This window comes from Streptomyces longwoodensis (assembly GCF_001514125.1).
Classification (GTDB): Bacteria; Actinomycetota; Actinomycetes; order Streptomycetales; family Streptomycetaceae; genus Streptomyces; species Streptomyces longwoodensis.
Genome location: NZ_KQ948554.1, coordinates 203,967 through 223,293, shown reverse-complemented (window position 1 = coordinate 223,293; position 19,327 = coordinate 203,967). Strand labels below are relative to the sequence as shown.

Annotated in this window: 17 protein-coding genes; 7 read left to right on the top strand and 10 right to left on the bottom strand. The window is 75.6% G+C overall.

The genetic code is table 11. From position 1 onward, the window contains the following. Positions 1 to 32: 32 nt before the first annotated feature. A complete protein-coding gene (mycP, locus tag AQJ30_RS18830) occupies positions 33 to 1,232 on the bottom strand; it encodes a type VII secretion-associated serine protease mycosin (protein ID WP_067235272.1) in 1,200 nt (399 codons plus the stop codon). After that, positions 1,229 to 2,848, bottom strand: a complete 1,620-nt coding sequence (locus AQJ30_RS39430; RefSeq protein WP_245726991.1) for a hypothetical protein — start codon at positions 2,846 to 2,848, stop codon at positions 1,229 to 1,231. The genes mycP and AQJ30_RS39430 overlap by 4 nt, the downstream gene beginning before the upstream one ends. A gap of 580 nt (positions 2,849 to 3,428) precedes the next feature. Here AQJ30_RS39430 and AQJ30_RS18820 point away from each other — a divergent pair. After that, positions 3,429 to 4,631, top strand: coding sequence for an amino acid deaminase/aldolase (locus tag AQJ30_RS18820; protein ID WP_067235269.1), 1,203 nt, complete (start codon positions 3,429 to 3,431; stop codon positions 4,629 to 4,631). A 27-nt stretch (positions 4,632 to 4,658) separates the two neighbouring features. Here the strand turns inward: AQJ30_RS18820 and AQJ30_RS18815 are convergent, their stop codons facing one another. From AQJ30_RS18815 to AQJ30_RS18805, 3 genes are read right to left on the bottom strand one after another with little or no spacing between them, the layout of a single operon-like run. Beyond that, positions 4,659 to 5,441 carry a 3-oxoacyl-ACP reductase gene (locus AQJ30_RS18815; RefSeq protein ID WP_067235268.1) on the bottom strand — a complete coding sequence of 261 codons (783 nt, stop codon included), beginning with the start codon at positions 5,439 to 5,441 and terminating at the stop codon, positions 4,659 to 4,661. Positions 5,442 to 5,446: 5 nt separating this feature from the next. Further along, positions 5,447 to 6,817: an aldehyde dehydrogenase family protein gene (locus AQJ30_RS18810; protein WP_107119623.1), complete on the bottom strand. Its 1,371-nt coding sequence runs from the start codon at positions 6,815 to 6,817 to the stop codon at positions 5,447 to 5,449. A gap of 8 nt (positions 6,818 to 6,825) precedes the next feature. Beyond that, the gene (locus AQJ30_RS18805; RefSeq protein ID WP_067235262.1) at positions 6,826 to 8,190 is read right to left on the bottom strand and encodes a glutamine synthetase family protein; all 1,365 of its coding nucleotides are present in this window, start codon (positions 8,188 to 8,190) and stop codon (positions 6,826 to 6,828) included. Positions 8,191 to 8,283: 93 nt separating this feature from the next. On the opposite strand from AQJ30_RS18805, the gene AQJ30_RS18800 reads away from it, so the two are divergent. Both AQJ30_RS18800 and AQJ30_RS18795 read left to right on the top strand, forming a co-directional pair. Beyond that, a complete protein-coding gene (locus tag AQJ30_RS18800) occupies positions 8,284 to 9,027 on the top strand; it encodes a FadR/GntR family transcriptional regulator (RefSeq protein WP_067235260.1) in 744 nt (247 codons plus the stop codon). A gap of 91 nt (positions 9,028 to 9,118) precedes the next feature. Beyond that, positions 9,119 to 9,841, top strand: coding sequence for a gamma-glutamyl-gamma-aminobutyrate hydrolase family protein (locus AQJ30_RS18795; protein WP_067235257.1), 723 nt, complete (start codon positions 9,119 to 9,121; stop codon positions 9,839 to 9,841). A gap of 244 nt (positions 9,842 to 10,085) precedes the next feature. Here AQJ30_RS18795 and AQJ30_RS18790 read toward each other — a convergent pair whose 3' ends face one another. After that, positions 10,086 to 11,078, bottom strand: a complete 993-nt coding sequence (locus AQJ30_RS18790) for a LysR family transcriptional regulator (RefSeq protein WP_067235254.1) — start codon at positions 11,076 to 11,078, stop codon at positions 10,086 to 10,088. Positions 11,079 to 11,148: 70 nt separating this feature from the next. Between AQJ30_RS18790 and AQJ30_RS18785 the strand changes: the two genes are divergently transcribed. Then, positions 11,149 to 12,300, top strand: a complete 1,152-nt coding sequence (locus AQJ30_RS18785) for a TDT family transporter (protein WP_067235252.1) — start codon at positions 11,149 to 11,151, stop codon at positions 12,298 to 12,300. Here the strand turns inward: AQJ30_RS18785 and AQJ30_RS18780 are convergent. The 4 genes from AQJ30_RS18780 to AQJ30_RS18765 form a co-directional block, all read right to left on the bottom strand. Then, positions 12,248 to 12,967, bottom strand: coding sequence for a helical backbone metal receptor (locus AQJ30_RS18780; protein ID WP_067235249.1), 720 nt, complete (start codon positions 12,965 to 12,967; stop codon positions 12,248 to 12,250). The genes AQJ30_RS18785 and AQJ30_RS18780 overlap by 53 nt on opposite strands. Continuing rightward, entirely contained in the window at positions 12,964 to 13,533 is a 570-nt protein-coding gene (locus AQJ30_RS18775) for a helix-turn-helix domain-containing protein (protein WP_067235248.1), read from the bottom strand. The genes AQJ30_RS18780 and AQJ30_RS18775 overlap by 4 nt, the downstream gene beginning before the upstream one ends. Positions 13,534 to 13,963: 430 nt before the next feature. Then, positions 13,964 to 15,802, bottom strand: a complete 1,839-nt coding sequence (locus tag AQJ30_RS18770) for an ABC transporter permease/substrate binding protein (RefSeq protein WP_067235245.1) — start codon at positions 15,800 to 15,802, stop codon at positions 13,964 to 13,966. Beyond that, positions 15,795 to 16,871 carry a quaternary amine ABC transporter ATP-binding protein gene (locus tag AQJ30_RS18765; RefSeq protein ID WP_067235777.1) on the bottom strand — a complete coding sequence of 359 codons (1,077 nt, stop codon included), beginning with the start codon at positions 16,869 to 16,871 and terminating at the stop codon, positions 15,795 to 15,797. Before AQJ30_RS18765 ends, AQJ30_RS18770 begins: the two co-directional genes overlap by 8 nt. 213 nt (positions 16,872 to 17,084) lie before the next feature. Between AQJ30_RS18765 and AQJ30_RS18760 the strand changes: the two genes are divergently transcribed. From AQJ30_RS18760 to AQJ30_RS37970, 3 genes are all read left to right on the top strand, one after another. Beyond that, the gene (locus AQJ30_RS18760; RefSeq protein ID WP_245726990.1) at positions 17,085 to 18,005 is read left to right on the top strand and encodes a 5'-3' exonuclease; all 921 of its coding nucleotides are present in this window, start codon (positions 17,085 to 17,087) and stop codon (positions 18,003 to 18,005) included. 86 nt (positions 18,006 to 18,091) lie between these two features. Next, the gene (locus AQJ30_RS18755; protein WP_067235243.1) at positions 18,092 to 18,940 is read left to right on the top strand and encodes a siderophore-interacting protein; all 849 of its coding nucleotides are present in this window, start codon (positions 18,092 to 18,094) and stop codon (positions 18,938 to 18,940) included. A gap of 80 nt (positions 18,941 to 19,020) precedes the next feature. Continuing rightward, positions 19,021 to 19,311, top strand: coding sequence for a hypothetical protein (locus AQJ30_RS37970; RefSeq protein ID WP_067235242.1), 291 nt, complete (start codon positions 19,021 to 19,023; stop codon positions 19,309 to 19,311). Positions 19,312 to 19,327: the final 16 nt, after the last annotated feature.

The following is a 19,327-nucleotide window of genomic DNA, read 5'->3' as shown; positions in this document are numbered from 1 at the left end:
GGAGCCGGTTGGGGCGGCGGCCGTTCGCGTGGCTAGTGGTCGTATCCCGGCGGGGTCCGGTCGGCGTCCCGGCGGCGGCCGCGCCACAGGACCACGCCCGCGACCAGCAGGACGGCACCCGTGCCGCCCGCCAGGGGGCCCGCCCAGTCCGCGGTGCCGTCGGAACGGTCGGCCGCGTCCGGGCCCGGGCCGAAGTACTTCCTGCCGTAGGACTGGGTCGTCAGGCCCTCGGGCTTCAGCCGCGCGGCGGCCTCCAGGGCGGCGGCCGGGTCGATGAAGCCGTAGCCGCGGGAGTCGTCGCGGCCGCCGCTCGGGGGGTTGCGGGCGGTGGTCTCCAGCAGCTTCTTGATCTGGGCCGGGGTCAGGTCCGGGTGGGCGGCCCGCAGCAGGGCGACCGCGCCGGAGACGAACGCGGAGGCGGCCGAGGTGCCCCAGCCCTCGTAGTACTTGTGGTCCGGGTCGGCGATCACCACGTTGACGCCGGGGGCGGCGACCGTGGCGTACCAGCGGCGGGTGGAGAAGGAGGCGCGGGTGCCGAAGCGGTCCACGGCCGTGGCGGCGATGACGCCCGGGTAGGCGGCCGGGTAGGAGATGTGGTCGCCCTTCTCGCCGCCGTTGCCCGCGGAGGCGACCACGACGGAGCCCTTCCGCAGGGCGTACTGGACGGCCTCGTCCTCGGCCGGTTCGGGGTGGGCGGAGGCGGAGTCGTCGCCGAGGGAGAGGTTGATGACGTCGGCGCCCTGGTCGGCGGCCCAGCGGATGCCCTCGGCGAGGGCGTTCCCCCGGGTGGTGCGGGCGCGGGCGCGGGCCGGGTCGCCGTCCTCCAGGATCACCCGCACCGGCAGGATCTTCGCCTCGGGGGCGATGCCCAGGACACCGTCGCCGTCGCCGGGGCCGTGTCCGTGGCCGGCGATGATCCCGGCCATCGCGGTGCCGTGGCGGGCCCAGGCGCGGTCGCCCTCGGTCGCGCCGAAGCCGACCAGGTCCTCGCCGGGCAGGACGTTGCCGGCCAGGTCGGGGTGGTCGGCCTCGACGCCGGTGTCCAGGACGGCGACGGTGACGCCTTTGCCGCGGGTGGTCCGCCACGCATCCTGGGTGTGCAGGGCGTCCAGCGCCCACTGCTGGCCGCGGATGCCGTCCGCGTGGGCGGCGGTGGGCGGCACGAGGGCGACGGCGGCGGCCAGCAGACAGCCGAGGACGCCGGCCCTGCGGGTCGTGCGGCCGGCGGTCATGAGGGCCGCGCCGAGGGGGAGGCGGCGGTGGTGCGCAGGCCGCGCTCGACACGGTCGGCCAGGCCCTTGGCCTCGTTGCCGAGCCCGGCCTGGGCGGGGGCCGTGGTGGCACCGGTCGCCGCGGCCTCGGCGGCGGGCTGCGGTACGGCGACGGTGCGGCCGTCGGCCCAGCCGGAGACGGCGTAGACGACGACCGGGGCGTCGGTGAGGACGGAGACCGTCCAGGAGGCGCGCTGCCGGTCGCCGAACCCGGCGGCGGCCGTTCCCGGGGCGGCGTACGGGCGGGGCAGCAGGTCGGTTCGGCGGGCCAGGCCCTCCTTGTCGAACCGGGTGTCCAGGGCGCGCATCGCCGCGGGGTCGGCCGTCGTGAACAGCAGGCCGACGGTGGTGACGTAGCTCTGCGTGGCGTCGGTGTAGGTGGCGCGCAGCAGGCGGGAGCAGCCGACGGGCGCGAGGACCTGGCGCAGCAGCGGGTCGAACGCGTCGGCGCAGCCGCCGTCGGGCGCGACGGCGATCCGGGTCCAGGTGCGGTCGGCACCGCCGGGGCCGGCGCCCCGCCCGGTCACGGTGGGCGGGAAGAGCTGGTCGACGGGCACGCTGTGCCACAGTCCTGCGGCGGCCGTGTAGGCGCTGCGCTCGCCCGCTCCGGCGGCGTCCCCGGCGAGCCAGCTGCCGGTGGCGGCGCCCACGACGAGTCCGAGTCCCAGCACCATGCTGACCGCCGCGGCGACGACCCGGCCCCGGCCGCCGTCCCCGCGTCCCGCCTCCCCGACGCCCTCGGGCCGCGCGAACGTGACGTGCGGCCGCGGGGAGCCGCCGGGTGCCGGCGGCGCGCTCCAGGAGAGGGCGGGGTCCGGGCCCGGGGGGTGCGGGTCGGCGGCGGTGCGCGCACCGGACGGCGCGAAGTCGGGGTGCCGCACGGGCGCGGCGGGCGTCCAGGCGGGCGGGGCACCGGTGACGGCCGCGACGCGGCCGGGGACCGCGTCGTCGTGGCGCGGCACGGCCTCGGGCATCCGGGCCCGGGAGAACGGGGACCACGCGCTGCCGGTCGTGCCGGGCCGGGAGGGGGTGGCAGCCGGGGCGGCGTCGGCAGCGGCTGGGGAGGCACCGCCCGGGGCGGTCGGGCGGCGCTCGGCCGGGGCGTCACCGCCCGGGAACCCGGCGACGGGCCGTCCGGCGGTCGGAGGGGCGTCCGGGAAGCGGGCGGAGGCGGCTGGGGTGGCGCCGTCGGAGGTGGCCGGGCGGCGCTCGGCCGGAGCGTCGCCCCGCCGGAACCCCGCGACGGGCCGCCCGGCAGTCGGAGGGGCGTCCGGGAAGCGGGCGGAGGCGGCGGGCGGGGCGCCGTCGGAGGCGGCCGGACGGGGCTCCGCAGGGCTGTCGCCCCGCCGGAACCCCGCGACGGGCCGCCCGGCAGTCGGAGGGGCGTCCGGGAAGCGGGCGGAGGCGGCGGGCGGGGGCGCGTCGAGGTCCGCGGCGCCGGCGGGTGTGGTGGCCGTGCGTATGCCGGTCGGGGCGTCGGGGCGTATGGCGCCCGGGGCCGACGGACGGGACGGGCCCTCGGTGCGCGGTGTCGCGGGCGTCCCGGGCGCGGGAGTCGTGGGCGTCTCGGCAGTCACCGGTGCCTTCACCGGACCGGCGGGCGCGGTGGAAGGCCGGGGCGGGGCCGTCGGAGCACCCGGGGCCGGGAGGGGACCGCTCGCAGGCGTCGCCGGACCGGCCGCCGCCGCGGGGGGCCGGGGCGACGATGAAGTGCAGGGCGCCGGCGTCGGGCGGGGCACGGCCGGGGAGTCCTCGGCGTGTGGGGGCGCGGGCTGCGTGGCGACCGTGGTGTCAGGGGCCGGGGGGTGCGCGGGGCGGGGCGGGGTGTCGGGGCGTGGGGGGATGGTGGCGCGGCGTGCTTCCGTGCTCATGCACCCCCCGTTTCCTCGTGCCCGGGCCGTGGCCGTCCTGCGCGGGCCCCGTGTGACGCGTGCCCTGCGTCCCGCGCGGGCGCGACCGTCCGCCCCTGGGCACGCATACCTACCCGCACGGGCGGACCGGCATCCCGGCGCGGGCGTCCGGCCGGGGCCGTTCCGCCGTGCGTGCGCGTCACTCTACGGCTTGTCGCTGGTCGAGCGGGAACCAGTCGGCGACCCCGGGGCATCTGCCCGGATCGTCCCCCTACCCCGCGGTAATCCCGTCTGGCAGGCTGCGTCCATGACTGCGCGCGCCTCCGACCGGGCCCGTTACGACCGGGCCACCGCCCACCTCGACGCCCCTCTCGCGATCGTGGACCTGGACGCCTTCGACGCCAACGCGGACGACCTGCTCCGCCGTGCCGGGGGCAAGCCGGTCCGGGTCGCGAGCAAGTCCGTGCGGTGCCGCGCGCTGCTCGAACGCGTCCTGGCGAAGGAGGGGTTCGCGGGCATCATGTCGTTCACCCTGGCCGAGTCGCTGTGGCTGGCGCGGTCCGGGTTCGACGACGTGCTGCTCGCCTACCCGTCCGCCGACCGCGCCGGGTTCGCCGAGCTCACCGCGGACCCCAAGCTGGCCTCGGCCGTCTCGGTCATGGTCGACGACGTCGCCCAGCTCGACCTGATCGACGCGGCGCGCGGTGACGGCCGTGAAGTGGTGCGGGTCTGCCTGGAGTTGGACACCGCCCTGAGGCTGCTCGGCGGTCGGGTGCGGGTCGGCGCCCGGCGCTCGCCGCTGCACTCCCCCGCCGAGGTCGCCGACCTGGCCCGCGCGGTGTCCCGGCGGCCCGGCTTCAAGGTCGTCGGGATCATGGCGTACGAGGGGCACATCGCGGGGGTCGGGGACTCGCTCGCCGGGCGGCCGCTGCGCTCCCGGGCGATCCGGCTGATGCAGGCGGCCGCGCGCCGTGAGCTGGTGGAGCGGCGGGCCGCGGTGGTGCGGGCGGTGCGGGCGGTCGTACCCGACCTGGAGTACGTCAACGGCGGCGGCACGGGCAGCGTGCAGAGCACCGCGGCCGAGGACGCGGTGACCGAGATCGCCGCCGGGTCCGGGCTGTACGTGCCGCGGCTGTTCGACAACTACACGTCGTTCAGCGGGCATCCGGCCGCGCTGTTCGCCCAGCCCGTCGTCCGGCGGCCCGGGGTGGGCGTGGTGACGGTGCTGGGCGGCGGCTACCCCGCCTCCGGCGCGGCGGGGCCGGACCGGCTGCCGGTGCCGTACCTGCCGGAGGGGCTGCGCTACGACCCGCAGGAGGGGCCCGGCGAGGTGCAGACCCCGCTGCTCGGCTCCCCCGCGGACGACCTGCTGATCGGCGACAAGGTGTGGTTCCGGCACGCGAAGGCCGGTGAGCTGTGCGAGCGGTTCGACAGCCTGCACCTGGTCGAGGGCGACCGGGTCACGGCGACCGTGCCGACGTACCGGGGCGAGGGGCACACCTTCCTGTAGGCCCCGGCCGCCCCGGCCCCCGGCGTCCTACAGCGGGGTGACGTACGCCCCGGAGATGCCGCCGTCCACCAGGAAGTCGGTGGCGTTGACGAACGAGGAGTCGTCGCTGGCCAGGAAGGCGACGGCGGCGGCGATCTCCTCGGCCTCGGCGAACCGGCCGACCGGGATGTGCACCAGCCGGCGCGCGGCCCGCTCGGGGTCCTTGGCGAACAGCTCCCGCAGCAGGGGGGTGTTGACCGGGCCCGGGCACAGGGCGTTGACGCGGATGCCCTCCCGGGCGAACTGCACGCCCAGTTCCCGGGACATGGCGAGCACGCCGCCCTTGGACGCGGTGTAGGAGATCTGGCTGGTGGCCGCGCCCATCCGGGCCACGAACGACGCGGTGTTGATGATCGAGCCCCGGCCCTGGCGCCGCATGTACGGCAGGGCCGCCTTGCAGCACAGGTACACGGAGGTGAGGTTGACCTCCTGGACGCGCTTCCACGCCTCCAGGCCGGTCTCCAGGATGGAGTCGTCGTCGGGCGGGGAGATGCCGGCGTTGTTGAAGGCGACGTCGACGCTGCCGTAGGTCTCGTACGCCGTCCGGAACAGCGCCTCCACCTGCTCGGGGTCGGTGACGTCGACCTTGACGAAGGTGCCGCCGACCTCCTCGGCGGCGGCCTTGCCGCTGGTCTCGTCGATGTCGCCGCAGACCACGTGGGCGCCCTCGGCGGCGAGCCGGCGGGCGGCGGCGAGGCCGATGCCGCTGCCGGCCCCGGTGACGACGGCGGTGCGGCCGACCAGGCGGCGGCAGATCTGTGCTTCGGTCATGCGGCTCAGGCCTCCGTGCTGAGGAAGACGTTCTTGGTCTCGGTGAACGCGGCGAGGGCGTCCGGGCCCAGCTCCCGGCCGAGGCCGGACTGCTTGAAGCCGCCGAACGGCGTCGAGTAGCGCACGCTGGAGTGGGAGTTGACGGAGAGGTTGCCGGCCCGCACGGCGCGCGAGACGCGCAGGGCGCGCCCGACGTCACGGGTCCAGACGGAGCCCGACAGGCCGTACGGGGTGTCGTTGGCGAGGCGGACGGCGTCCTGCTCGTCGGTGAAGGGGAGCAGCACGGCGACGGGGCCGAAGATCTCCTCGCGGGCGGCGGCGGAGTCGGGCCGTTCGCCGGTCAGGACGGTCGGCGGGAACCAGAAGCCCGGGCCGTCGGGGGCGCTGCCGCGCAGGGCGGGGGCGTCGTCGGGGACGTACCCGCGGACCCGGTCGAGCTGGCGGCGTGAGATGAGCGGGCCCATCTGGGTCTTCTCGTCGGCCGGGTCGCCGACCACCACGGCGGCCAGCGCGTCGGCGAGGAGGGCCGCGACCTCGTCGTACACGGACTCCTGGACCAGGATGCGGGTGCGGGCGCAGCAGTCCTGGCCGGCGTTGTCGAGGAAGGAGAAGGGGTCGACGGCGGCGCGCAGGTCGGCGTCGGCGAAGACGATGTTGGGGCTCTTGCCGCCGAGTTCGAGGGTGACCCGCTTGAGCAGGGCGGAGCCCTTCGCCAGCACCTGGCGGCCCACGGCCGTCGACCCGGTGAACACGATCTTGGCGACGCCCGGGTGCTCGACCAGGGCGTCCCCCGCCACCGGCCCGTGGCCGGGGAGGACCTGGAAGAGTCCCTCGGGCAGGCCTGCCTCCAGGGCGAGTTCGGCGAGGCGCAGGGCCGTCAGCGGGGTCGTCTCGGCCGGCTTGAGGAGGACGGCGTTGCCCGCGGCGAGCGCTGGGGCGGTGCCCCAGGCGGCGATGGGCAGGGGGAAGTTCCAGGGGGCGATGACGCCCACCACGCCCAGCGGCTCCAGGAAGGTGACGTCGAGGCCGCCCGCCACCGGGATCTGACGGCCGGTCAGCCGCTCCACTCCCCCGGCCGCGTAGTCGAGCAGGTCGCGGACGTTGCCCGCTTCCCAGCGGGCGTTGCCGAGGGTGTGCCCGGCCTCGCGGACCTCCAACCGGGCCAGCTCCTCGACGTGTTCGTCGACGACGGCGGCGAACCGGCGCAGCAGGCGGGCGCGGTCGGCAGGCGCCAGGGCGGCCCACGCGGTCTGCGCGCGGGCCGCGCGGGAGACGGCCGCGTCCACGTCGGCCGCGGTGGCGGCCGGGACGGTGGCGAGGACCTCCTCGGTCGCGGGGTTCAGGACGTCCAGGGTGAGTGCGGGGGCGGCGGGCACGGGGGGCCTCACAGGCGTTCGAAGGAGCGGCGCAGCTCCCAGTCGGTGACCGCGGCGTCGAAGGCGTCCAGCTCGACGCGGGCCATGTTGCGGTAGTGGGCGACCACCTCGTCGCCGAACGCGGCCCGGGCGACGGGGCTGTTCTCCCACAGCTCGGCGGCCTCGCGCAGGGTGGTGGGCACGTGCGTGAAGTCGGCGGCGTAGGCGTTGCCGACGCACGGCTCGGGCAGCGGCAGCTCGTGCTCGACGCCGTACAGCCCGGCGGCGACCAGGCCGGCGACGGCGAGGTAGGGGTTGACGTCCCCGCCGGGCAGCCGGTTCTCGAAGCGCAGCGAGCGGCCGTGGCCGACCACGCGCAGCGCACAGGTGCGGTTGTCGGGGCCCCAGGCGACGGCGGTCGGCGCGAACGAGCCGGGCTGGAACCGCTTGTAGGAGTTGATGTGCGGCGCGTACAGCAGGGAGAAGTCCCGCAGGGCGGTGAGCTGGCCGGCCAGGAAGTGCCGCATCAGCGCGGACATGCCGCCCTCGCCGTCCCCGGCCATGGCGTTGCGGCCCTCGGCGTCGGTGAGCGACAGGTGGATGTGGCAGGAGTTGCCCTCGCGCTCGTTGAACTTGGCCATGAAGGTGAGCGAGACACCCTCCTGGGCGGCGATCTCCTTGGCGCCCGTCTTGTAGAGCGCGTGCTGGTCGCAGGTGACCAGGGCCTCGTCGTAGCGGAAGGCGATCTCGTGCTGGCCGGGGTTGCACTCGCCCTTGGCGGACTCCACGGTGAGGCCGGCGCCGGCCATCTCGTTGCGGATGCGGCGCAGCAGGGGCTCGATGCGGCCGGTGCCGAGGACGGAGTAGTCGACGTTGTACTGGTTGACCGGGGTCAGGCCCCGGTAGCCGGCGTCCCAGGCCTGCTCGTAGGTCTCCTTGAAGACGATGAACTCCAGCTCGGTGCCCACCTGCGCGGTGAGGCCCAGCTCGGCCAGGCGCTCCAGCTGGCGGCGCAGGATCTGCCGGGGCGCGGCGACGACGGGTGAGCCGTCGTCCCAGGCGAGGTCGGCGACGAGCAGGGCGGTGCCCGGGTGCCAGGGGATGCGGCGCAGCGTGGACAGGTCCGGGTGCAGGGCGAAGTCGCCGTAGCCGCGGTCCCAGGAGGACATGGCGTAGCCGTCGACGGTGTTCATCTCGACGTCGACGGCGAGGAGGTAGTTGCAGCCCTCGGTGCCGTGGTGGAGGACCTCGTCGAGGAAGAAGCGGGCGGCGAACCGCTTGCCCTGGAGGCGCCCCTGCATGTCGGGGAAGGCCAGGACGACGGTGTCGATCTCACCGCTCGCGACGAGGACGTGCAGTTCCTCGACGGAGAGCGGGGGCGTGCGGTCTGCCACGGGAGGGCCTCCTTCGGGGCTTCGGCTGCTTCCGCCGACCGGAAGCCATAAGGTATGGCGGGGAACCATTGCTTGGGAAGGGGGCACGGCCGGATGCCTGGGGACGCGGGTGACACGGCACCGGACCGGTTGACCCCGGTGCTGCGGCCGGTGCGGGCGGGCAACGGCTTCGAGGAGGCACTGGAGCAGATCCTGCAGGTGGTCCGGCTGGGCCTGGTGCCGGACGGCGGACGGCTGCCCGCCGAACGGGTCCTCGCGGAGCGGCTGGGGATCAGCCGGGTGACGCTCCGGGAGGTGCTGAAGGTGCTCCAGGACCAGGGGCTGGTGGAGTCCCGGCGGGGCCGCTACGGCGGGACGTTCGTGCTGCCGCGCCCCCGGGGCGGTGCGGCGGGCGGCGAGGACGAGCTGCGCCGGCGGGTGGCCGGGGTCGACGTGGAGGACGTGCTGCGGTTCCGCGAGGTGCTGGAGGTCGGCGCGGCCGGCCTGTGCGCGGCGCACGGGACCGGCGGCGAGCGGGCCGGGCGGCTGCGGGCGGCGCTCGCCGCGACCCGGGACGCCCCGCTGGCCGACTACCGGCGGCGCGACACCCTGCTCCACCTGACGCTGGCCGAGCTGTCCGGCTCGCCGACGCTGGCCGCGCAGTACGCGGCGGTCCGCGCCACGGTGAACGACCTGCTGGACTGCATCCCGCTGCTGGTGCGCAACCTGGAGCACTCGCAGCGCCAGCACGACGCCCTGGTGGAGGCGGTGCTGGACGGCGACGCGGACGCCGCGCGGGAGATCATGCGCGAGCACTGCGCGGGGACGGCGGCGCTGCTCAGGGGGTTCCTGACGTGACGGGCGCACGACGGTACGGTCCGCCGGGACGCACGGGGCACGGGACCCAAAGGTCCGTAGACAGTCCATTGAGGCACCCCCGGGAGGGCGCATGGCCGGGCGACCGCTGATCGGTGTGAGCACGTACCTGGAGGCCGGGACCCGGTGGGGCGTGTGGCAGCTGGAGGCCGCGCTGCTGCCCGCCGGCTACCCGCGGCTGGTGCAGCGGGCCGGGGGCCTCGCGGCGATGCTCCCGCCCGACGCGCCCGAGCACGCGGCGGCGGCCGTGGCCCGCCTGGACGGGCTGGTGATCGCGGGCGGACCGGACGTGGAGCCGGTGCGCTACGGCGCCGAGGCCGACCCCCGCACCGGGCCGCCCGCGCGGGAGCGGGACGCCTGGGAGCTCGCGCTGATCGGGGCGGCGCTGGCCGCGCGGGTGCCGCTGCTCGGCATCTGCCGGGGCATGCAACTGCTGAACGTCGCTCTCGGCGGGACGCTGGTGCAGCACGTCGACGGCCACGCGGAGGTGCCGGGCGTGTTCGGACGGCACCCGGTCAAGCCGGTGCCGGGCACGGTGTACGCGGAGGTGGTCCCGGAGCAGACGGCGGTGCCGACCTACCACCACCAGGCGGTGGACCGGCTCGGGCGGGGCCTGGTCGCGTCGGCGCACGCGGAGGACGGCACGGTCGAGGCCGTGGAGTGGGGCACCGGCGGGACGGGCCCGGCCGGGGAGGACTGGGTCCTGGGGGTGCAGTGGCACCCGGAGGCGGGGGACGACGTACGGGTGATGCGGGCACTCGTGGACCGGGCGGGCCGTCGGGGCACGTGCGCGTGAGGTCGGCAGGGACAGATACGGCTGAGCCCCAGGCGGGCGGCCCGGCGAGGCACGTGCGCGTAAGGGCCGGCGGGGGCACGCGCGCGTGAAGCTCAGCGGCGTCCCGTGAGCGTGAAGGCCAGTGGGGGCACGCGCGGGTGAAGCCGAGCAGCGACCCTCACGCGTACGCGAAGCCCAGCAGCGTCCCCCACGCACGCGTGGACCCCCGCAGCGTCCCCCCGCACGCGTGCATCCCAGCGGCGCGTCACGTGCGCGTGAGCGTCAGCAGGTCGCGGGCCGGGCCCGTCGGGCGGTGGCCGGTCGGCCAGACCGCCCGCAGGTCCCGGGTCAGGGACACGTCGGCCACCGGGACCGCCACCAGCCGCCGGACGGCGAGTTCCTCCCGCACCACCAGCTCGCTGAGCACGGAGGGCCCTGCCCCGCCGACCGCCGCCGCCTTCACCGCCGTGGTCGAGGACAGCTCGATCAGCGGGCGGGCCAGCCCGCCGAGGGCCGCGTCGAGCACCTGGCGGGTGCCCGAGCCCTTCTCGCGGAGGATCAGGGGCGTCGTCGACAGCTCGGCGGCGGACAGCGGGGCGCGGCGGCGGGCCCACGGGTGCCCCGGGGCGGTCACCACGATCAGCCGGTCGTGGGCGACCACCGCCGAGTCCAGGCCCGCCGGGACCGTCAGCCCCTCCACGAAGCCCAGGTCCGCCTCGCCCGTCAGCAGCCGCTCCGCCACCGCCGTGGAGTTCCCGGCCAGCAGGGACACGGCCGTGTCGGGCCGCTGGGCGCGCAGCGCGAGCAGCCAGCCCGGCAGCAGGTACTCGGCGATGGTCATGCTCGCCGCGACCCGCAGCCGCGAGTCGCGGCGGTCGCGCAGCGCCTGGGCGCCCGCGTCGAACGCCTCCGCCGCCTCGACCACCCGCCGCGCCCAGTCCGTGACGAGCGCCCCGGCGTCGGTGAGCCGCGAGCCGCGCGGTGAGCGGTCCACCAGCGCCACGCCGAGCTGCCGCTCCATCGACCGGACGCGGCTGCTGGCGGCGGGCTGGGTGATCCCCACCTCGCGCGCCGCCGCGCCGAGGCTGCCCAGCCGTGCCACGGCCAGCAGCAGCTCCAGCGCGCCGAGGTCGGGCACGCGGTGCGCCAGCGAGCCGGCCGGCGGGCGCCCGGTCCCCGGCGTACCGCCCGCCGCGGACGCGTGCCCGGCCCCAGCCGCTCCAGCCCCTCCGGCCGCTCCCGTCTCTCCCTCAGTCATAAGACCAGCTTATGTCCTCATAGAGACGTCCTCCCTGGTCGCGGAGCGCTCCCGGCGGCAGCGTGGAGGCATGGTCACCGCAGCCCAGCCCCTGTCCGTCTCCCCTGGCGTCCGCCCCGCCCCGCGCCTGCCCGCCCTGCGGCACCTCGGCCCGAACTGGTACGCGTGCGTGATGGGCACCGCGATCGTGGCCACGGCCGGGGCCGCGCTCCCCCTGCGGCTGCCGGGGCTGCGCGCGGCCTGCGGGGCCGTCTGGGCGCTCTCCCTGGTCCTGCTGGCCGTTCTGCTCGTGGCGCGGGCCCTGCACTGGGCCCACCACCGCGACCAGGCCCGCGCCCACCTGCGCGACCCGGCGGTCGTGCCCTTCTACGGCTGCCTGGCCATGGCCCTGCTCGCGGTGGGCGGTGGCGCGCTGGGCGTGGGCCGGGACTGGATCGGGACCGGGCCGGCCGTCGCCCTGGACGCCGTGCTGTTCACCGCCGGTACGGCCGTGGGGCTCGCGACCGCGGTCGCGGTGCCGTACCTCATGGCCGTACGGCAGCGGCCCGGGGGTGACGAGCCGGGGCAGGCGACGCCGGTGTGGCTGCTGCCGCTGGTGGCGCCGATGGTGTCGGCGGCGCTCGGGCCGGCGCTGGTGCCGTACCTCCCGGCCGGTCAGGCCCGGGCGACGCTGCTGCTGGGTTGCGTCGCGCTGTTCGGGGTGAGCCTGCTGGCGACCTTCCTGATGCTGCCGCTGGTGTTCGCGCGGCTCGTCACCCGCGGCCCGCTGCCGCTCGCCCTCACGCCGACGCTGTTCCTGGTGCTCGGGCCCCTGGGCCAGTCCACCACCGCCGTGGGGCGCTTCGCGGACGTGGCGCCGGGCGTGGTGCCCGCCCCGTACGCCGACGGCTTCCGGGTGCTGGCCGTGCTGTACGGCGTGCCGGTGACGGGCTTCGCCCTGCTGTGGCTGTGCCTCGCCACGGCGCACGTGGTGCGGGCGCGGCGGCAGGGCCTGGGCTTCTCGATGACGTGGTGGGCGTTCACCTTCCCGGTCGGCACCTGCGTCACCGGCGCGGCAGCGCTGGCCCGGCACACCGGGCTGGTCGTCTACGACGTGCTCGCGGTCGCGCTGTACGTCCTGCTGGTCGGCGCCTGGGGCGTCGCCGCCGTGCGCACCGCGGGCGGGCTGCTCAGCGGCGCGCTGCTCGCAGGGCCGCGCCCAGCTCCCGGGGGGCCTCGGTGAGCGAGGGGCCGTACCAGGTCAGGTGCCGCCCGCCGACGAGCGCGCAGGGCAGGCCGGGGAACGCCTCGGGTCCGTCGTCCGGGGTGAAGCGGTACGGCTCGTCGGGGAGGACCACCAGGTCGGGGCGCGCGGCGCGCAGCTCGGCCGGCGGGACCCTCGGGTAGCGCTCCGCGTGGTCGGCGTAGAGGTGGTCCACGCCCAGCCGGGCCAGCACGTCGCCGGCGAAGGTGTCGCGGCCCAGCACCATCCACGGCCGGCGCCAGACCGGCACGACGGCGGTCGTGCGGCGCGGGGGCGGGGCGAGGTCCGTCCAGGCCGCCTCCGCCTCGTCCAGCCAGCGCGGGCGGCCGCCGGCGCCGCACGCCCGCAGCACCCGCTCCAGCTCGCGGAAGGCCGCCGGGACGTCGCGCACCTCGGTCACCAGGACGGGCACGCCCGCCGCGCGCAGGGCGGCGAGGTCCTCCGGGCGGTTCTCCTCCTCGTTGGCCACCACCAGGTCGGGGGCGAGGGCGGCGATGCGGTCGGTCTTCGGGTTCTTGGTGCCGCCGACGCGGGTGACGTCGAGGCCGGCCGGGTGGCTGCACCAGTCGGTGGCGCCGACCAGGGCGTCCGGCAGCGTCACGGCGATCGCCTCGGTCAGGGAGGGGACGAGGGAGACGACCCTCACCGGCGCTTGCGGTCCCGGACCGCCTCGATGTGCTCGGCGACGGCGACGACCACGATCCGGGTGTCCGGCACCGTGGCCCGCCAGCGGTGGCGGACCCCGCCGGTCAGGTACAGGGTGTCGCCGCGGCCCAGGCGGTAGGCGCGGCCCTCGGCCTCGATCTCCACGGCGCCGTCCGCGACGTACATCAACTGGTCGTTGCGGAACTGGAACTCGCGGCCCGCGTCGTGGTCGCCGGTGAACTCGGTCGCGTGCATCTGGTGGTGGCCGCGCACCAGGGACCGGGACTGCGGGTCGGGGCCCGGCTCGCCGATCTCGGCGCGCACCACGTCGACGCTGCACGCCGGGTCGGCGGCGGCGAGGAGCTCGACGGCCGTGGTGCGCAGCGCGTCGGCCACCTTCTCCAGGGAGCCGCGGCTGGGGCGCGCCCGGTCGTTCTCGATCTGGCTCAGGAAGGGCACCGACAGACCGCTGCGCTCGGCCACGACGGCGAGGGTCAGGTCGAGGGCCCGGCGGCGGCGGCGCACGGCCGCGCCGACCCGCAGGGGCTGTTCCTTGTGGTCGCCCATCGCTCCGGCTCCCTCCTTGGCCCGTCGCTCCCCGGTCCGAGTGCCCCGCCGCGCGGGGACCGCCTCTGCTCGGTTGTCTGCACCCTACGCATGTTCGGCAAACCGTTTCATGTGCCCGTCACATCGACGACACGACGGGTGACGTCCCAGCGGCCGGTTCGCGCCAGTGGATCATCCCCGAGCGGTCGCCCGGGCGGGAACCCGGGGTGCGGTTCCCTGACGTCTTCAGCGTACGGACGGCTCTCCGTGTTCCGCTCCCGGGGCGCGAATCGCCGTCCGCGCGCCCTGCGGGCCCGAGTTCGGGTGTCGACGTGGCTCTGCGTGGTTGGCCGGATCCTTGCCGTGGTGTCCCCGGACGCACGAGGCGGGCCGCACCGTACGTCGTCGTACGGTGCGGCCCGCCTCCCGGGCGGTGGCCGGGTGGGTCAGGTCACCCGGCCGCCCCGCTGTCGGCCGCGGCCGCCGCCTTGGTGCCGGCCGCGCCGCCGTCGGCCGGGGCCCACTTGTCGAGCAGGCCGGGGTGGTCGGCGAGCCAGGCGCGCGCGGCGTCCTGCTCCTTGCCCTTGCCGGCCTGCTGGATCCGCGCCTCGAGGTCGGTGAGCTGCCGCTCGGTCATGGAGAAGTCCTTCAGCCAGCGCGCGGCCTCCGGGTTGTCCTCGGCGAAGCCCTGGCGGGCGACCGTGTGCACGCCGTCGCCCTTGCCCCAGGCGCCCCGCGGGTCCTTGAGCTTCTTCAGGCCGTACTGGGCGTAGGCCCAGTGCGGGGACCACAGGGTGACGAGGACCGGCTGCTTCTTGGCGTAGGCCCGCTTCAGCTCGGCGAGCATCGCCGGGGTCGAGCCGTCGACGACCTCGTAGGAGCCCTGCAGGCCGTACTCCTTGAGCACCTTGTCCTTGAGCAGGCCCATCATGCCGGCGCTGGGCTCGATGCCGACGATCCTGCCGTGGAACTCGGCGGACTTGTCCTTCAGGTCGGCCAGCGAGTTCACGTCCTTCACGTACGAGGGGACGGTGAGCTCCAGGGACGTGGGGCCGTACCACTGGCCGAGGTCGTCGAGCCGCTTGCCGTACTTCTGCCAGTACTCGGCGTGGGTGGTGGGCAGCCAGGCGTCGGTCTGGACGTCGAGCTGGCCGGTGGCGAGGCCGGTGTACAGCGGGCCGGCCGCGTACTGGGTGGTCGTGACCTTGAAGCCGCGCTGTTCGAGGATCTCCTTCCACAGGTAGGTGGAGGCGATGCCCTCGTCCCACGGGATGTAGCCGAGCTTGACCTCCTTGCCCCGGCCGACGTTCTCGCCGGTGGCCTCGGCGGTGCCGGAGGGGCCGCCGAAGACGCCCAGTCCGCCCGCCACGAGGGCGAGGGCGGCGACGCAGGCCACGGCGACGGCCGGGCGCGGGCGGTAGGACCACGCGGTCGTGCGGGCCTTGGCGGCGGCGCGCCGGCCGAGCGGGGACAGCCGGGTGCCGAGGGCGCCGGTGAGCCGGTCCAGGTAGATGGCGAGGACGACGATGCCCAGGCCGGCCTCGAAGCCGAGGCCGATGTCGAGCTGGCCGATGGCCTCGTTGACCGCGCCGCCCAGGCCGCCGGTGCCGACCATACCGGCGATGACGACCATCGACAGGCCCAGCATGATGACCTGGTTGACGCCCGCCATGATCGTCGGCAGCGCCAGCGGCAGCTGCACGCGCAGCAGCGTGTCGCGCGGGGTCGTGCCGAACGCCTCGGCCGCCTCGACGAGTTCGGCGTCGACCTGGCGGATGCCGAGTTCGGTCATGCGCACGCCGGGGGCCAGGGCGAAGATCAGGGTGGCGACGACGCCGGCGGGCACACCCATCCCGAAGAACAGGATCGCCGGGATCAGCAGCACCATCGACGGCATCGTCTGGAGCAGGTCCAGGACGGGCTTGACGGTCGCGCTGACCGCCCGGGAGCGGGCCGCCCAGATGCCCAGCGGGAGGGACACGGCGAGCGCGATCAGCGTGGCGACGAGCACCAGGGACAGCGTGGACATCGCCTGGTCCCACAGGTCCAGCGAGTCGATCAGGGCGAAGCCGGCGAAGGACAGCACGCCCGCGACGAGGCCGCGCAGCCACCAGGCGAGCACGGCGAGGATGCCCGCGAGCAGCAGGGGCTGCGGGGCGGTCAGGACGGCGTCGATGCCGTCGTACAGGCCTTCGACGACGGCCTTGACCGCGTCGAACAGCCAGGACAGGTGGGCGACGAGCCAGTCGACACCGGAGTCGACCCAGTCGCCGAGGTGGAGCCTAGGCATGGGCGGCCACCTTCCCGTCGGGGGCGTCGCAGGGCACGGGGTCGGCCGTCTCGTCGCCGAGGAAGCCGAGCAGCCGCTGCCGCGGCACCACCCCGACGAGGCGGCCCGCCCCGTCCACGACCGAGACGCGGTGCGGCACCCGGGCGCTGATGGCGCACAGCTCGGCGAACGGCGTCGTCGGGCTCGCGGTCTCGCAGCGGCACAGCGGGGCGTCCGCCGTGACGGAGGTGTCCATGACGGCGCCGGCGGTGAGCACCCGGGAGCGGTCGACGTCCTGGATGAAGGAGGCCACGTAGTCGTCGGCCGGGCGCAGCAGGATGTCCTCGGCCGTGCCGTTCTGCACGATACGGCCGTCGCGCATCACGGCGATGCGGTCGCCGAGGCGCATGGCCTCGTTGAGGTCGTGGGTGATGAACACGATCGTCTTCTTCAGCGTCTTCTGGAGCGTGAGCAGCTGGTCCTGCATGTCGCGGCGGATCAGCGGGTCCAGGGCGCTGAAGGACTCGTCCATCAGCAGCAGGTCGGCGTCGGTGGCGAGCGCGCGGGCGAGACCCACGCGCTGCTGCATGCCGCCGGACAGCTCGTCCGGCCACGACGTCTCCCAGCCGGCCAGGCCGCACAGCTCCAGGGCGCGCGCGGCGCGTTTCTCGCGCTCGGCGCGGGGCACCCCCTGCACGGCGAGGCCGTAGGCGGCGTTGTCGAGGACGCTGCGGTGCGGGAAGAGGGCGAAGTGCTGGAAGACCATGCTGATCTTGCGGGCGCGGACCTCGCGCAGCTCGCGGTCGCCGAGCGCGGTGAGGTCGCGGCCGTCGAAGCGGACGTGCCCGGCGGTGGGCTCCAGCAGTCCGTTGAGCATGCGCAGCAGCGTGGACTTGCCGGAGCCGGACAGGCCCATGACGACGAAGATCTGCCCCGGGTCCACGGTGAAGGAGGCGTCGATCACGGCGGCGGTGGTGCCGTCGGCGCGCAGCTCCTCCCGGTCGGCTCCGGCTCGCAGTCGTTCGACTGCCTGGTCCTGTCGTCTGCCGAACACCTTGTACAGGTGGTCGGCCTCCAGCCTGGCGGACACGTGCACCTCTCCGTTGGGGGACAAGAAGGGGAACGGCCGACGGCTGCCCACGGGTGAACGTGTAACCGGCACCGATCCGACGCCGCGCCTGCCCGAGCGGTCGAGGGGCAAACACGCAAGTGAGCGGGGTCACGACCGGGGGTGCGCGCGCCTGTGGGTGAGGGGGGCCGTCGGTGACGGGTGGCTGTCGGTGCCGTGCGGCATGATGCGAGCGTGACCGGACGACTGATGCTCCTCGACACCGCCTCGCTCTACTTCCGCGCGTACTTCGGCGTGCCCGAGTCCGTGAAGGCACCGGACGGCACGCCGGTCAACGCGGTGCGCGGGCTGCTGGAATTCATCGACCGGCTGGTGCGCGACCACCGGCCCGACCTGCTGGTCGCGTGCATGGACGCGGACTGGCGGCCGCAGTGGCGCGTCGACCTCATCCCGTCCTACAAGGCGCACCGCGTCGCCGAGGAGCACGCGTCCGGGCCGGACGAGGAGGAGGTGCCGGACACGCTGTCGCCGCAGGTCCCGGTCATCGAGGCGGTGCTGGACGCGGTCGGCATCGCGCGCGTGGGCGTCGCGGGCTACGAGGCGGACGACGTGATCGGCACGTTCACCGCGCGGGCCACCGGTCCGGTCGACATCGTCACCGGCGACCGGGACCTGTACCAGCTGGTGGACGACGCGCGCGGGGTGCGGGTGCTGTACCCGCTGAAGGGCGTGGGCACCCTGCAGATCACCGACGAGGCGGTGCTGCGCGAGAAGTACGGCGTGGACGGGCCGGGCTACGCGGACCTGGCGCTGCTGCGCGGCGACCCCAGCGACGGCCTGCCGGGCGTGCCGGGCGTCGGCGAGAAGACGGCGGCCAAGCTGCTGGCGGAGTTCGGCGACCTCGCCGGGATCATGGCGGCCGTCGTCGACCCCCGCTCGAAGCTCACCCCGGCCCAGCGCACCCGGCTCGACCAGGCGCGGCCCTACCTGGAGGTCGCGCCGAAGGTCGTCCGGGTCGCCGGCGACGTACCGCTGCCGCCGGTGGAGACGGCCCTGCCGCGCACCCCGCGCGACCCGGAGGCGGTGGCGGAACTGGGCGCACGCTGGGGCCTCGGCGGATCACTGCACCGCCTGCTCGGCACCCTGGGCGCGTAGGCCGGTCTTTCCGATCACTTGAACGTCGGGGGACCCGGCCGAGTGTTAACTTAGGTGAACCTAACCACGCCCTCTGGGAGGCCGCCATGGCAGAGCGTCCGGCACGGAAGCCACGCACGCCCCACTCCGCGCAGGTCGTCCGCACCGAGCGGCTGACCCCGCACATGCAGCGTGTGGTGCTCGGCGGCGACGGCCTCGCGGAGTTCACCGCGGGCAGCTGCACCGACCACTACGTCAAGCTGCTGTTCGGCGCGGAGGGCGTGACCTACCCCGAGCCCTTCGACCTGGAGCGGATCCGGGCCGAGTTCCCCCGGGAGCAGTGGCCGGTCACCCGGACGTACACCGTGCGCGCGTGGGACCCCGAACACCGTGAACTGACCCTGGACTTCGTCGTCCACGGCGACGAGGGCCTGGCCGGTCCCTGGGCGGCGCGCGTCCAGCCGGGCGAGACCGTCCGCTTCATGGGCCCCGGCGGCGCCTACGCCCCGGACCCGGAGGCCGACTGGCACCTGCTGGCCGGTGACGAGAGCGCGCTGCCGGCCATCGCGGCCGCGCTGGAGTCGCTGCCCCGCGGCGCCTCGGTCCGCGCCTTCATCGAGGTGTCCGGGCCGGAGGAGGAGCAGAAGATCGACTCCGACGTGGACGTCGTCTGGCTGCACCGGGGCGACCGCCCGATCGGCGAGCGGCTGGTCGAGGCGGTGCGGGCGCTGGACTTCCCCGAGGGACGGGTGCACGCCTTCGTCCACGGCGAGGCCGGCTGCGTGAAGGAACTGCGCCGGCTGCTGCGCGTCGAACGGCAGATCCCGCGCGAGGACCTGTCGATCTCCGGCTACTGGCGCCTCGGCCACAACGAGGACGGCTGGCAGGCGTCGAAGCGGGAGTGGAACGCCCGCGTGGAGGCGGAGCAGGAGCCGACCGGCACGACGGCTCCCTGACGGGACGGCGCCCGTGCCCTCGCCGGGCCCGACGCCGTTGCCGGACCCGGCTGTTACAGTCCGGGCCGGACGGCCGGCCGGTGTGGAAGGGCGAGCTCCGCCGGTCCTTCGACGCGGAGGAACTGCGCGACGGCGGCCACTACTTCGGCGGCGTGCCGCAGATGGCGTTCCTCGACCCGGCGCTGCGCGAGGCGGGGTGCCTCCCGGACGTGCGGGACGTCGACGGGCGGCCGGTCCTCCGGGGTGACGGCTGGATCCCCGACTGGCGGACCCGGTTCCTGGAGGGCCTCGGGACCGCCTTCGGCATCTCCGTGTCCCAGGAGGTCTTCGACCGGGGCGGGTACCCCCTGACCGCCGTCCACTGGGCCTGAGCCGCGCGCCGAGGGG